The organism is Microbacterium cremeum, from assembly GCF_015277855.1.
Lineage (GTDB): Bacteria > Actinomycetota > Actinomycetes > Actinomycetales > Microbacteriaceae > Microbacterium > Microbacterium cremeum.
In genome coordinates, this window is sequence record NZ_CP063812.1 from 70,775 (window position 1) to 84,017 (window position 13,243).

General features: G+C 69.6%; 16 protein-coding genes. 6 read left to right on the top strand and 10 right to left on the bottom strand.

The features are described 5' to 3' along the window. Positions 1-150: 150 nt before the first annotated feature. Positions 151-900, bottom strand: coding sequence for a Pr6Pr family membrane protein (locus tag IM778_RS00340; protein WP_228484658.1), 750 nt, complete (start codon positions 898-900; stop codon positions 151-153). A 77-nt stretch (positions 901-977) separates the two neighbouring features. Here IM778_RS00340 and IM778_RS00345 point away from each other — a divergent pair, with 77 nt between their 5' ends. Further along, positions 978-2,264, top strand: a complete 1,287-nt coding sequence (locus IM778_RS00345) for an adenylosuccinate synthase (RefSeq protein ID WP_194410135.1) — start codon at positions 978-980, stop codon at positions 2,262-2,264. 1 nt (position 2,265) lies between these two features. Continuing rightward, a complete protein-coding gene (locus tag IM778_RS00350; RefSeq protein ID WP_194410136.1) occupies positions 2,266-3,510 on the top strand; it encodes a lactonase family protein in 1,245 nt (414 codons plus the stop codon). 57 nt (positions 3,511-3,567) lie between these two features. Here IM778_RS00350 and IM778_RS00355 read toward each other — a convergent pair whose 3' ends face one another. Beyond that, a complete protein-coding gene (locus IM778_RS00355) occupies positions 3,568-4,767 on the bottom strand; it encodes an AI-2E family transporter (RefSeq protein WP_194410137.1) in 1,200 nt (399 codons plus the stop codon). 80 nt (positions 4,768-4,847) lie between these two features. On the opposite strand from IM778_RS00355, the gene IM778_RS00360 reads away from it, so the two are divergent. Next, positions 4,848-5,156 (top strand): chorismate mutase, encoded by a 309-nt coding sequence (locus tag IM778_RS00360; protein ID WP_194410138.1) that lies wholly within the window; start codon positions 4,848-4,850, stop codon positions 5,154-5,156. Here the strand turns inward: IM778_RS00360 and IM778_RS00365 are convergent, their stop codons facing one another. From IM778_RS00365 to IM778_RS00380, 4 genes are all read right to left on the bottom strand, one after another. Next, a complete protein-coding gene (locus tag IM778_RS00365; protein WP_194410139.1) occupies positions 5,157-5,852 on the bottom strand; it encodes a hypothetical protein in 696 nt (231 codons plus the stop codon). After that, positions 5,849-6,793 carry an ABC transporter ATP-binding protein gene (locus IM778_RS00370; protein WP_194410140.1) on the bottom strand — a complete coding sequence of 315 codons (945 nt, stop codon included), beginning with the start codon at positions 6,791-6,793 and terminating at the stop codon, positions 5,849-5,851. Before IM778_RS00370 ends, IM778_RS00365 begins: the two co-directional genes overlap by 4 nt. Next, the gene (locus tag IM778_RS00375; RefSeq protein ID WP_194410141.1) at positions 6,790-7,182 is read right to left on the bottom strand and encodes a GntR family transcriptional regulator; all 393 of its coding nucleotides are present in this window, start codon (positions 7,180-7,182) and stop codon (positions 6,790-6,792) included. Before IM778_RS00375 ends, IM778_RS00370 begins: the two co-directional genes overlap by 4 nt. A 64-nt stretch (positions 7,183-7,246) precedes the next feature. After that, complete coding sequence (locus IM778_RS00380; RefSeq protein WP_194410142.1) at positions 7,247-7,489, bottom strand: hypothetical protein; 243 nt, start codon at positions 7,487-7,489, stop codon at positions 7,247-7,249. A gap of 52 nt (positions 7,490-7,541) precedes the next feature. Here IM778_RS00380 and IM778_RS00385 point away from each other — a divergent pair, with 52 nt between their 5' ends. The 3 genes from IM778_RS00385 to IM778_RS00395 all read left to right on the top strand — a co-directional run bounded on the left by IM778_RS00385 (position 7,542) and on the right by IM778_RS00395 (position 10,875). Further along, positions 7,542-8,870, top strand: coding sequence for a quaternary amine ABC transporter ATP-binding protein (locus IM778_RS00385; protein ID WP_194410143.1), 1,329 nt, complete (start codon positions 7,542-7,544; stop codon positions 8,868-8,870). After that, positions 8,870-9,829 carry an ABC transporter permease gene (locus IM778_RS00390; protein ID WP_194410144.1) on the top strand — a complete coding sequence of 320 codons (960 nt, stop codon included), beginning with the start codon at positions 8,870-8,872 and terminating at the stop codon, positions 9,827-9,829. Before IM778_RS00385 ends, IM778_RS00390 begins: the two co-directional genes overlap by 1 nt. Before the next feature lie 140 nt (positions 9,830-9,969). Then, positions 9,970-10,875, top strand: a complete 906-nt coding sequence (locus IM778_RS00395; protein ID WP_228484659.1) for a glycine betaine ABC transporter substrate-binding protein — start codon at positions 9,970-9,972, stop codon at positions 10,873-10,875. A gap of 72 nt (positions 10,876-10,947) precedes the next feature. Here IM778_RS00395 and IM778_RS00400 read toward each other — a convergent pair whose 3' ends face one another. The 4 genes from IM778_RS00400 to IM778_RS00415 form a co-directional block, all read right to left on the bottom strand. Beyond that, positions 10,948-11,883, bottom strand: a complete 936-nt coding sequence (locus IM778_RS00400; RefSeq protein ID WP_228484660.1) for a hypothetical protein — start codon at positions 11,881-11,883, stop codon at positions 10,948-10,950. A 40-nt stretch (positions 11,884-11,923) separates the two neighbouring features. After that, positions 11,924-12,745 (bottom strand): hypothetical protein, encoded by an 822-nt coding sequence (locus IM778_RS00405; RefSeq protein WP_194410145.1) that lies wholly within the window; start codon positions 12,743-12,745, stop codon positions 11,924-11,926. Positions 12,746-12,807: 62 nt separating this feature from the next. Further along, on the bottom strand, positions 12,808-12,984 hold the full coding sequence (locus IM778_RS00410; RefSeq protein WP_194410146.1) for a hypothetical protein: 177 nt from the start codon (positions 12,982-12,984) through the stop codon (positions 12,808-12,810). 20 nt (positions 12,985-13,004) lie between these two features. After that, positions 13,005-13,142 carry a hypothetical protein gene (locus IM778_RS00415; RefSeq protein WP_194410147.1) on the bottom strand — a complete coding sequence of 46 codons (138 nt, stop codon included), beginning with the start codon at positions 13,140-13,142 and terminating at the stop codon, positions 13,005-13,007. Positions 13,143-13,243: the final 101 nt, after the last annotated feature.

Genomic DNA, 13,243 nt, shown 5'->3' on the forward strand with positions numbered 1-13,243 from the left:
TGGGGGCCGATACCGATGCCCGCTGGGGGACCCCTGGGCTGGGGCCACGGGTTCTCCCCGCAAACTGTGGGTCACCTCGGGCGCGCCGTACTGCAGACGGCGCGCCCGAGGTCGTCCCGGGCCGGTTCTGAGGCGGTGGCGTGGCCGGCGTCAGGGCACGACGGCCGACGAGCCGGCGGCTTCGACGGATGCCTCGGGCTCCGGCATCCGTCGGCCCACGCGCCGGCCCCACCACACCACGAGCGCGCCGACGCCGACGATGGCGAGGGCGATGCCGATCATGTACACGATGACCGACGGCCAACCGCCCGCACCGTTCGGATTGAGGAACGGGTACGGGTACCAGAACGGGTCACCGCTGGCGGGGTTGGTGGTGAGGGGCCCGCGGATCATCGTGTAGACGACCCAGATCATCGGGAAGGCGACGACGGCCCAGACCGCACGCCACGGCAGAGCTCTGCGGAGCGGCCCGACGAAGAGATCGGCGAGCAGGAACAGCGGGGCGATGAGGTGCAGCACCTCGTTGGACCAGGGGATCGGCTGGCTCCCCTGAGGCAGCTCGATGTTCCGCAGCAGCGTGTTGTACACGACCCCGGTGATGATCATGTACGTGGTGACGCACGCCAGGCCGACCGCGAGTGCGGTCGGCTCGGCATCCGCCCGGCGACCCCTCGTCCAGTACCAGACCGCCGCCCACAGCAGCACGATCGCCGCAGAGAGGTTGGAGAGGATGGTGAAGAAGCTGAAGAAGTTCGCGAAGGTCGTGCCGACATCGCGACCGAGCTCGATCGCCGTGGAGATCGACTTGGTGAGCTGGGCGATGATCGCCGCGAGGATCACGCCGGACATGACGGCGCGAGCAACCGACCAGATCCGCATCCATGCCGAGGAACGCATCATGCGGTCACCATATCGGGCCGTCAGCCCGCGCATCGATAGGATGGGGTGTAACCGTCCAATAAACGGGGGAGCAGCCCATGCCAGGCATCGTGATCGTCGGAGTCCAATGGGGAGACGAGGGCAAGGGCAAGGCCACCGACCTTCTCGGTGAGCGCACCGACTGGGTCGTCAAGTTCAACGGCGGCAACAACGCGGGTCATACCGTCGTGATCGGCGACGAGAAGTACGCGCTGCACCTCCTGCCCTCCGGCATCCTGTCGCCCGGCGTGAACGCCGTCATCGGCAACGGCGTGGTGGTCGACCTCGAGGTGCTGTTCGCCGAGCTCGAGGCGCTGCACGCGCGCGGCGTCGACACATCGCGGCTCAAGGTCAGCGCCAACGCGCACCTCATCACGCACTACCACCGCACGCTCGACAAGGTCACCGAGCGCTTCCTCGGCAAGCGCCAGATCGGCACCACGGGCCGCGGCATCGGCCCGGCGTACGCCGACAAGATCAACCGCGTCGGCATCCGCGTGCAGGATCTCTTCGACGAGAACATCCTGCGGCAGAAGGTCGAGGGCGCCCTCGACCAGAAGAACCACCTGCTCGTGAAGGTCTTCAACCGCCGCGCGATCACGTGCGACGAGATCGTCGACGACCTGCTGTCGTACGCCGAGCGCCTGCGGCCGATGGTCGATGACACCGCGCTGCTGCTCAACGACGCGCTCGATCGCGGCGATGTCGTCGTGTTCGAGGGCGGACAGGCGACCATGCTCGACGTCGACCACGGCACGTACCCGTTCGTCACGTCGTCTTCGGCGACGGCGGGCGGCGCGTCGACCGGTTCCGGCGTCGGACCGAACCGCCTGGACCGCATCGTCGGCATCGTGAAGGCCTACACGACGCGTGTGGGCTCCGGGCCGTTCCCGACCGAGCTCTTCGACGAGCAGGGCGAGTGGCTGCGCTCGCGCGGGTTCGAGTTCGGCACGACGACGGGTCGCCCGCGCCGCGTCGGCTGGTACGACGCTCCGATCACGCGCTATGCGACGCGCATCAACGGCATCACCGATCTGGTGCTCACCAAGCTCGACATCCTCACGGGCCTCGACCGCATCCCCGTCTGCGTCGCGTACGACGTCGACGGCGAGCGGTTCGACGAGGTGCCCGTGAACCAGTCCGACTTCCACCACGCCAAGCCGATCCTCGAGTACTTCCCGGGATGGAAGCAGGACATCTCGGGGGCGCGCACCTTCGAGGACCTGCCCGTCGAGGCGCAGGACTACGTGCTCGCCCTCGAAGCCATGAGCGGCACCCGCATCTCGGTGATCGGCGTCGGTGCGGCCCGCGACGCGGTGATCGTGCGCCACGATCTCGTCGACTGACGTGAGATTCCTGCTGGGCGGGTACACCGCCGACATGGACGGGAACGCATCGGGAATCGGGATGCTGCTGGCCGGTGCCGCCGACGACGCGTCGGCCGGCGGTGCCCTGGCCTTCACCGGCGAGGTCGTCGCCGCAGACTCGCCGTCGTGGCTGGCGCCCCACCCCGGGTCGCCGAGCCTGTCGAAGGGCGACGTCGTGTACGCCGCACTCGAGCAGCGGCAGGCAGTGCAGGCCTTCCGCCGCACCGGCGAGTCGACGTTCGTGCCGCTCGGCGATCCGGTGCCCGCCGGCGAGGCAGTGTGCCACGTCGCGGTCGCGCCCGACGGCCGCTCGCTCGTGGCGAGCTGCTGGGGTGACGGGCGCGTCGTGATGATGGCGCTGGATGCTTCGGGCCGGCCGTCTGCGCCGGTCATCGCGCCGGCGAGCATCGACCCGTACGGCCCTGACGCATCCGCGGACACCATGCCCGACATCGATCTGGCTGCGGCGGCCCGCGCTCTGCGCGAGGCGGCGGGCTCGGAGTTCGCGCACCTGGTCCCGGAACACGATCGCGACGAGACCGGTGCCGCGCCGGACGAGCCGGGGGTGTCGACGGAGGATCGCGACGCGCTCGCACGCTCGCCACTCGATCCCGCGGCCGGGGCCGCCCGGCGCTCGAGGGCGCACCAGGCGGTGTTCCTGCCGGACGGACTCATCGTGACGACCGACCTCGGTCACGACCTCGTGCGATTCTGGCGGGCCGGTGCGCGGGGGCTGCGTGCGGTGCAGCAGGTCGCGCTGCCCCGGGGCAGCGGCCCGCGACACCTGGTTCACCACCCGAGCGGGCACCTGTACGTCGTGACCGAGCTGTCGTGCGAGCTGTTCGTGCTCGCCCCGGCGGTCGATGGAACGTGGCGGCTCGTCGGAGGGTCTCCGCTCGGCGCGGGGACTCTGCCCACCGACTCCGCCGCCGAACTCGCCCTGTCGCGCGACGCGGAGTTCGTCTACGCCGGTGTGCGGGGCAGCAACACGATCGCGACGCTCCGCGTCCGCGGCGCCGGAGAGACGGTCGAGCCCGTCGCGCTCGCCGACGCCGGCGCGGACTGGCCGCGCCACCACCTCGTCGTCCGCGACACCCTGCTCGTCGCCGGTCAGCTCTCCGACGAGGTCGTCTCGTTGACGCTCGATCTGCGCACCGGCGTGCCCGGCCGTGTGCGCCACCGCACAGCGGCACCGTCGCCGACCTGCATCGTTCCCGTCCGCTGACGCGCCGCCGCCGGCCTCACGCGTTCACGCCGGGCGTGCACACGCGTGAGGCTCCCGTCAGAGCTTGGCGTCTTGGCGGGGGATGAAGACCTGCTTGATGATGAGCAGGATCGAGGCCGTCACCGGGATCGCGACGAGTGCACCCAGCAGGCCCAGCAGGGTGCCTCCGACCATCGCGCCGATGACGACGAGCGCGCCCGGCACCGCGATCGCCTTGTTCATCACGCGGGGAGTCAGCACATACGCCTCGAGCTGCATGTAGATGAGGTAGACGATCGCGAAGATCAGCGCGGGAACCCATCCGGTGAACAGCGCGAGGGTCGTCGCGGTGATCCAGTACAGCACCGAACCGATGAGCGGGATCAGCGTGATGAGGAAGGCCAGCACGCCCATGAGCGCGGGGAACGGCAGGCCCAGGAACAGGTGCAGCAGGAACGCGACGATCGAGTTGCAGAACGCCAGCACCACCATGCCCATGAGGTAGGCGCCGATCGAGTCCGTGATCTGGTTCGTCATCGCCGTCGCCTTGCGCCGGTTGCGCGCCGGGGCGAACTGGATGAACGCCGTCTTCATCGTGGGAAGGCCCGCGAGGAAGTACAGGCTCAGCACGAGGACGATGATCAGGCCCGAGATCGTCGTGCCCACGCTGATGGCGAAGTTCAGCACACCGCCGCCGATCGCCGCGAGGTTCGCCGGGTTCGTGAGGAAGGACTCGACCTGCGACACGATGTCGCCGACCTGGTCGCCGAACGTGGAGTTGAGCCACGAGTAGAAGCCGGATGCCTGGAACTCGGAGATGAGGCCGGGGATGTCGCTGAAGAACTGGCCGATTTGCCGGACCAGTGTCGGGACCACCAGCAGCAGCACGAGAGCGAACACGAGCGCGAACGCGCCGTACACGATGACGATCGCCCACGGCCGCGAGATGCCGCGCTTGCCGAGGAACCGCACCACCGGGTCGAGCCCGAGCGCGGCGAACAGCGCGAAGACGACGTAGATGATGATCGTCGAGAGGTTCCAGAAGGCGAGCCCCAGCGCGAGAGCGGCGAGGCCGCCCAGCGTGATCAGCAGGCCGAGCGAGAACGGATTGTTCAGGTTCGCCCAGAACGTCTTGCCTGCCGGCGCCTCCCCCGTGAACACCGTCGGGTCCGCTTCGACGGCGGATGCCGTCACGGCCTGATCCGTCACAGCCTCCTGCGGACCGTCGGCCTCGTCGTGCGGCCGTTCGGCGCGGGGGGCACTGGTGTCTTGCGTCATGGTGACACTCTAGGCCCAGACCCATCGTCTGATTTGGGTGATTTCCGCCTCGGGTATCGTCGTGGTGCGAGGAGGACGCCATGACCGAGGATCCGACGACGACGCTCACCCGGCTGCGCAGCAGCATCGACAACATCGACGCCGCCCTGGTGTACCTGCTCGCCGAGCGGTTCAAGGCCACCAAGCAGGTCGGCCACCTGAAGGCGGAGCACGGCATGCCGCCGTCCGACCCGGCCCGCGAGGAGCAGCAGGTCGCACGGCTGCGCAACCTCGCCGAGCAGGCCGACCTCGACCCCGCGTTCGCCGAGAAGTGGTTCAACTTCGTCGTCGCCGAGGTGATCCGCCACCACGAGGTGCTGCGCGACGGCAACGGCGCAGCCGGGCTCTGACTAGGGAACCGCGCGCCGCAGCGTCAGGTACGAGATCGCGGCGAGCACGGCGCCGAGCAGCAGCCCCCACAGGGCGAGCCCGAGGGCGCCCTGGTCGCCGAACCAGGCGAACAGCTGCGCCCACGCCTGCATCTGACCCACCAGGAACAGGCCGAGGACGAGCAGCGCGGCGATGCCCACGAGCACCGTCGTCAGCGCGACCGAGCCGAAGCGCTTGTAGATCGTGGCCGCCCAGAACCCGGCGATGAAGAACAGCATCGCGACGGTGAAGTAGAAGACGCCCGCCCCGAGCGGGCCGGTCTCCCAGATCCACGGCAGGTAGAAGAAGTAGCCGTTCATGCCCCAGCCGCCGGTGGCCTCTTCGATCAGACCGCCCAGGACGAAGATGAGCGCGAGGATCGCTCCGGTGAGGACCGACGTCAGCAGCGTCCCGATGTAGAACTCGCGGCGCGTCACGCTCATCGCCTGCGAGAACGGGAAGGTGAGGGTGAGCGCCTGGACGCCCACGATGCCGAAGTACCACAGTGGGGCCTGCGCGCCGCCCCCGTACATCGGGCCCTCGACGCCGGCGTTGATCAGGATCGCGTAGATCGCCAGGGTGATGGCGACGGCTCCGCCGAGCACCACGAGCGGTACCCAGATGTAGGTCTGGCGGTTGACCAGCTGCATGCGGATCACGCTGACGGTGCGGTTCATCGGAGTGCTCCTTCGTCGAGATCGGCGTCGACGGCGGGAGCGGATGCCTGCCCCCCGGCCTCGGCCGCGTGCTGGGTGGTGCGCACGATGAGCTGCTGGAGCGACACCGGCGCGACGTCGAGTCCTGCCGCCGCCAGTCGTGCGCGGTCGTCGGCGGTCAGCCCGCCGAGGACGGTGACCGACGACACGTGGCCGAGGCTCTCGCGGTGGATGACCTCACGGCCCTGGACGAACGCCTCGACGGCTGCCGTGTCGCCCACGATGTTCGCCGCACGGTCGCGGACGGCATCCGTCGACTCGTCCATGATGATGCGGCCCTGATCGATCACGAGGACCCGCTCGATGAGGTTCGACACCTCGTCGATGAGGTGGCTCGAGAGGATCACGGTGCGCGGGTGCTCGGCGTAGTCCTCGAGCAGCCGGTCGTAGAAGATCTGCCGGGCGACGGCGTCGAGGCCGAGGTAGGGCTCGTCGAAGAACGTGATCTCGGCCCGCGATGCGAGCCCGATGATGACGCCCACGGCCGACAGCTGTCCGCGCGAGAGCTTCTTGATGCGCTGCTTGATCGGCAGCTGGAAGTCGGCGATCAGCCGGTCGGCGAGCTCCTGGCTCCAGTTCGGGAAGAACAGCCGTGCGGTCTCGAACGCGTGGCGCGGGAGCGCGTCGTCCGGGTACTTCTGGCTCTCGCGCACGAAGCACATGCGTGAGAGGACCCGGGCGTTCTCGTACGGATCCATGCCGAACACGCGCACGTCGCCGCGAGTGGCGAAGTTCTGGGCGGTGAGGATCGACATGACCGTCGTCTTGCCGGCGCCGTTGCGGCCCAGCAGTCCGTAGATGGTGTCCTTCTCGATGGTGAAGCTCACGTCGTCCACCGCGAGCGTCTCGCGGTAGCGCTTCGTGAGGTTCCTCACCTCGACGACGTGGTTCGCGGTCGTCATCGTGTGGTCCCTTCGGTGGTGATCGCGGTGAGCGCCTCAGCGCGATCGCGGATGAGCAGTGCCAGGTCTTCGGGTCCGAGTCCGAGCTTGCGCGCCTCGGCCAGCAGCGGATCGATGAAGCGGTCGGTGAAGGCGGACCGCCGCTCGCGCAGCAGCAGCTCGCGGGCGCCCGGCGCGACGAACATGCCGATGCCGCGCCGCTTGTACAGCACGCCTTTGTCGGCGAGCATCGCGACCCCCTTGGCGGCGGTCGCGGGGTTGATGCGGTAGAACGCGGCGAGCTCGTTGGTCGAGGGCGCACGCTCTTCTTCGGCGAGCGAGCCCTCGACGATCGAGTCCTCCATGCTCTCGGCGATCTGGAGGAACAGCGCTCTTCCTTCTTCGATCACGCGGCACCTCGCCTATTCGGTTACTTACTTGACTAACTAACCATGCAACGAAGTCGCGTGCGTGTCAAGCCCATAACGAACGGATCACCTTCCGGTGCTCGGTTTTGATCGCGGCGACAACGCCGCTAGCGTAGGCGAGGCCCTTCCGGGCCCTGACGACCAGTCCGCGGCCGTCGCGCGAGACGATCCTTGGGGGATCGCGTGTGCCGGACGTATGGTCGGCGGTCTGGGCGACGAACCCGATGTACGTCGCCGGATGCGCCTCCGCGTCACCCGACGACGCGGCTTCGGCGCCGGTGACCGTCACCCGGGCGTAACCGATGCCGAGCGCGTTCCGCGCGCCGCGGAGGTGAAGCAACGTGACCGTCGAACCCGCCCTCGAGGCGCGCAATCTGTTCAAGGTGTTCGCGAAGAATCCGAAAGCGATCGTCGACCGGCTGAAGGCGGGTGAGACACGCACCGACGTGGCGGATGCCGGAACCGCCGCCGTCATCGATGCGGGCTTCACCGTCCAGCGCGGTGAGATCTTCGTGATCATGGGCCTGTCCGGCTCCGGCAAGTCGACCATCATCCGCATGCTCAACGGACTTCTCGAGCCCACCGCCGGGGATGTGACCGTGCAGGGGCGCAGCATCGGCACGGCTTCGCCGAAGGAGCTGCGCGAGATCCGGCGCTCGTCGATCTCGATGGTGTTCCAGCACTTCGCCCTGCTGCCGCACCGCACCGTGATCGACAACGCCGCGTACGCGCTCGAGATCCAGGGCGTACCGCGCGCCGAGCGTCGTCGCCGCGCGATGGAGATCCTCGAGAAGGTCGGCCTCGCAGACCGGGCTGAGGCGATGCCCGACGAGCTGTCGGGGGGCATGCGGCAGCGCGTCGGCCTCGCCCGCGCACTGACCGCGGGCACCGACATCCTGCTGATGGACGAGGCGTTCTCGGCCTTGGATCCGCTCATCCGCCGCGAGATGCAGGAGCAGCTCGTCGAGCTGCAGCGGGAGCTCGGCCGCACAATCATCTTCATCACGCACGATCTGAACGAGGCGATGTTCCTCGGCGATCGGATCGCCGTGATGCGCGACGGCCGGATCGTGCAGAACGGCACGCCGGAGGAGATCCTCACCGATCCCGCGAACGACTACGTCGCCCAGTTCGTGCAGGACGTCGACCGGGCCCGCGTCCTGACCGCGGGATCGGTCATGGCGCCGGCCCTCGCCACCACCCCCGTCAGCGCGGGCGTGCGCGGTGCGCTGCGCGTGATGCGCGACCGGCAGGTCGGCTCCGTCGCCGTGACCGAGAACCGCCGCTACCTCGGAACCGTGACCGACCGCGTCGTCGTGCGCGCCGTCAAGGAGGGCAAGACCGACCTGCGGTCCCTGGTCGACCGCACCCTGCCGGTCGTGAACACCGACGAACCGCTCAGCGACGTCGTCGAGCGAGCCGTCGAGAGCCCCCTTCCCATCGCCGTCGTGGACGCTGACTGGCGTCTGCTCGGCATGATCCCGCGTGTCACGCTGCTGGCCGCTCTCGGCAACGTCGACCCGCAGACCACGCCGATCCCGATCGTGGGGGCGCCGGTGTCGGTGCCCGAGGCGGAGTTCGCGCAGACGCTCGTCGCCGTCGGCGAATCGGCGACGATGGCTCCGGTCGCCGCCGTGGCGGTCGCCGAACCGGCGGAAGGGGGCGTGTGATGGAGAACCTCAGACTGCCTCTCGGCGCGTGGATCGAGGCGTTCGTCGACTTCCTCGGCGACGTGTTCGGCTGGCTCTTCGACGCCGTCGCGGCCGTGCTCGGCGCGGTGTACGGCGCCCTCGACTGGGTGCTGATCACTCCCCCGTTCTGGGTGGTCATCGTCGTGTTCGCCGCCCTGTCGTTCTGGGTGAGAGGCTGGCGGCTCGCGCTCGGCACCGCGTTCGGCCTCCTGGTGATCGTGCTCGTCGATCAGTGGGACAACGCGATGGACACTCTGGCGCTCGTGCTCGTCGCCTCGCTCATCGCGACGGCCATCAGCATCCCCGTCGGGATCTGGGCGGCCCGCAACGACCACGTGTCGCGCGTCGTGCGGCCGATCCTGGACTTCCTGCAGACGATGCCGGCGTTCGTGTACCTGATCCCCGCCATCATCTTCTTCGGGGTCGGCGCCGTGCCCGGCATGATCGCCACCATCCTGTTCGCCCTCGCCCCCGGCGTGCGCCTCACCGAGCTCGGCATCCGGGGCGTCGACCGCGAGGTGGTCGAGGCCGGCCATGCCTTCGGCGCGACCCCCGGGCGCATCCTCCGCCAGATCCAGCTGCCGCTCGCGCTGCCGAGCATCATGGCCGGCGTCAACCAGATCATCATGCTGAGCCTGTCGATGGTCGTGATCGCCGGGATCGTCGGCGCCGGCGGCCTCGGCGGCGAGATCACCCGCGCCATCGGCCGCATCAACGTCGGCCTCGGGTTCGAAGCGGGCATCTCGATCGTGATCATCGCGATGATCCTCGACCGGATCACGTCCGCCTTCGCCGACCCCGACCGTGCGCGCGCGAAGAGAGCCGCGACGCGTTCGACGCGCGGCTCGTCGACGGAGGAGAAGACGGATGCGGCCGGAGCCGAGGCCGATCGCGAGCGCCTGCTCACGTCGCCCCGTCGCGCTCCGATCGCCGGCTGACGAACGGTGACGGATGCCGCGGCTCGCGGCATCCGTCATTCCCTGACCAGGCGGGTGCATCAGCCCGCCGGAGACACGCGAGATTCGCGTGTCTTGACCAAGACCGATCCGCGCACACCGCGGATGGAGAGGAAGTCGACATGATGACCAAGAGAAAGCACCTCGTCTCGGGAATCGCGCTCGCCGGAGCCGCCGCGCTCGTGCTGACCGGATGCGCCGGCGGCGACGACGCGGGTTCGGGCTCATCCGAGGGCGGTGCGGATCGTCCCATCGAACTCGCCGTATTCAACGGCTGGGACGAGGGGATCGCCGCCTCGCAGCTGTGGGCCGCGATCCTCGAGGAGCAGGGATACGACGTCGAGCTCACCTACGCCGACGTCGCCCCCGTCTACGCGGGCCTCGCGCGCGGCGACTTCGATCTCGTGCTCGACACGTGGCTGCCGATCACGCACGCCGACTACCTGGAGCAGTACGGCGACGACATCGTCGACCTCGGCTCGTGGAACGACGAGGCCAAGCTCACCATCGCGGTGAACGAGGACGCTCCGATCGACTCGCTCGACGAGCTCGCGGCGAACGCCGACGCCTTCGGCAACCGGATCGTCGGGATCGAGCCCGGCTCGGGACTCATGCGGATCACGGGTGACGAGGTCGTGCCGGGCTACAGCCTGGACGGCATGACGCTCATCGAGTCCTCCACGCCGGCGATGCTCGCCGAACTGCAGTCGGCGACCGACGCGGGCGAGAACGTCGTCGTGACGCTGTGGCGTCCGCACTGGGCGTACAACGCGTTCCCGGTGAAGGATCTCGAGGACCCGCAGGGCCTCCTCGGCGACGCCGAGGGCATCCACTCGGTCGCGGCCACGAGCTTCGAGGAGGACTTCCCCGAGGTGTTCGAGTGGATCTCGAACTTCAAGATGCCCAGCGACGTGCTGTACTCGCTCGAGGACGCGATGTTCAACCAGTACGACGGCGACGACTACGGACCCGTCGTCGAGCAGTGGATCGCCGACAACCAGGAGTACGTCGACGCGCTGACCTCCTGACCCGGCATCGCACCGCGCGCGGCACGCCGTCTCGACCTCGGTCGGGCGGCGTGCCGTTTCGCGTGGTCGGGATCAACCCGAAGGGCGGCTCTTGGGGTGCACCACGCGTCCGGGAGCGCCGGGCGAGCGCGCCGGGATGGGCCACGTCTTGGGCTCCGGCGCGGTGGATGCGGCGGGGTCGGCCGCGGGATTCGCGGCGGGTGCGGCCGCGGCATCCGTCGTCTCGGCTTCGGCGGACGGCGCGAGCTCGAGCATCACCTTCTTCTCGAGCACCTCGATCGCCTCGTCCGAGATCGAGATCAGCCCGTCGAGCTCTTCCCGGACCCGGCGGTAGGCGAGCTGGCGCTCGGCCGGCGTCGCGGCGTCGTCGACGGCGACGGTCAGCAGCTGCTTCGCGGTCTCGAGACGCTTGCGCTCGACCTCGCTGAAGCTCGAGTCGCGGAGGCGCCGGGCGTCGCGCTCGGCGACGTCGAAGGCGACCTCGAAGTCGGCGACCGCGTTGCGGTACTCGGTGAGCTGCTCATTGGTGATGCGGGCCTTCGCCGAGGCGGGCCGCAGACCGTCGGCGATGCGCTTGGCGCGCAGGAACGCGGCGGTGAGCGGCTGGCGCCCATCGCTCATGGCCGGGAACGCGATGATCTTCGCGACGTCCAGCTCGTACTCGAGCCACCGCGCGGTGACCGCGTCGTGCGTCGCGAAGAGCCGCTCGAGCTGGGTCGCCTGCGTCTCGCCCGCGACCGGAGGGAGGGATGATCTCGATGCGCTCGCAAGCCCGCTGCTCGATCCGGCGGCCGCGTTGTGCACCGGCTTGCCGCGGGCCGCCGCCTGCGCGGCCTTCAGCTCGGCCTTCGCGTGGAGCACCTCGAGGCGCCGCTTGTGGCGTCGGCGCGCGCTCTGCTCCCACGCGCTGCCCACCCACCCGACCACGCCGAGGGCCGGGAAGATCACCCACCAGTTGCCGCCGAGCCAGTTGAAGAACGGTGAGAGCGCCTCGAAGATCTGCTCCACCCTGTCATGGTAGCCGTCGGGTACGCCCGCAGGCCCGGCCTCAAGGCGCCCTGTCAGGCGGGACGTCGCCGCCTCGCGCGGCCGGCGGCTTCGCGAGCAGCTCGGGAAGGCGCCCGGCGAGGTCGGCCAGCGCGGCTGCCGCGGCCGAGACATTGGCGGCCGCCGTGACGGCAGCGGCGGCCGCGGAGGCCGCGGGCGACGCCGGCGCAGGACCCGACCCCGGCACTCCGGCCTGCCGCTCCGCCTCGGTGAGCGCGGCCTCGAGCGCCTGCACGGCGGCGCGGTACTCGGCGTACTGCTGCGGCGAGACGCGGTCGCGCAGCATCGGGCGACGAGCGAGTGCTTCGCGCTGCGCGCGCAGGAACGTGACGGTCGACGGATGCCGCGTGTCGGTCAGCTGCGGAAAAGCGAGGGCCTTGTCGACGTCGGTCTCGTACGTCAGCCACCGTGCGTTGACGGCATCGTGCGCGGCGTACAGCCGGTCGATGGGCAGCGGGTCGCGGGAGGACGAGGCGACGTACTCGGCTCGCACGCCCTTCACGCGCGACCGCGTGGCGCGGAGGGCGAGCGATGCGGACTTCTCGGACTGCTTCGCGGACTGCAGGGCGTGCCTCGCGCCGACGGCGTGACCGCCGCCGTGAGCCTTGGCGGAGAGCAGATCGGCGTGCGCGGCACGGACGCGCGCCTTCGCGGCGACCAGCTCCCGGTACGCGCGGGACTCCTCGTGCCGTGCGGCGTCGAGTTCGAGCCGCCGGGCCCGGCGGCTGCGCGTCGTCAAGCCGGCGTAGGACACCGCTCCGACGCCGGCGGCTGCCGGAGCGACCCACCACCAGCTCGACACGATGAGCAGGATCGCCTCCACCCTGTCATGCTAACCGCGGACCGGCCACGCGTCGCAGGGAGTCTGCCGAGCGTTCGGTGCGGTCAGTGCGAGCCGATGCCCATCGAGCCGCCGCTGCGGCGACGATCCGTCGCCTCGTACACCGGGTTCGCGGGGCCCTCGACGGATGCGTCCGGGCGGGCCTGACGGGTGTCGTAGGTCTCCCGCGGGGGAGAGATGAAGTGCGTGATCCGCGTCCACAGCGACTGCTTCTTGGCCATGAGGACCTCCTGGCCGAAGCCTAGCCGAAGAGGAGCGCGAAGACGGTGGCGCCGCCGCCGACGAGGATGAGGGCGACGATCGTCACCCACGCGATCACCTTGACGCGGCGCTGCCGCGTGTCGTTGAAACCGCTGTACTCTTCGTCTTCCGCCGCCATGCGTCCATCCTAGAGTCTCGGACGTTTCGTCTCGCTCGTTCCTCGCTCGCTCAACGACCGGGGTCTCGCACGCTCAACGACCGGGGTCTCGATCGTTCCTG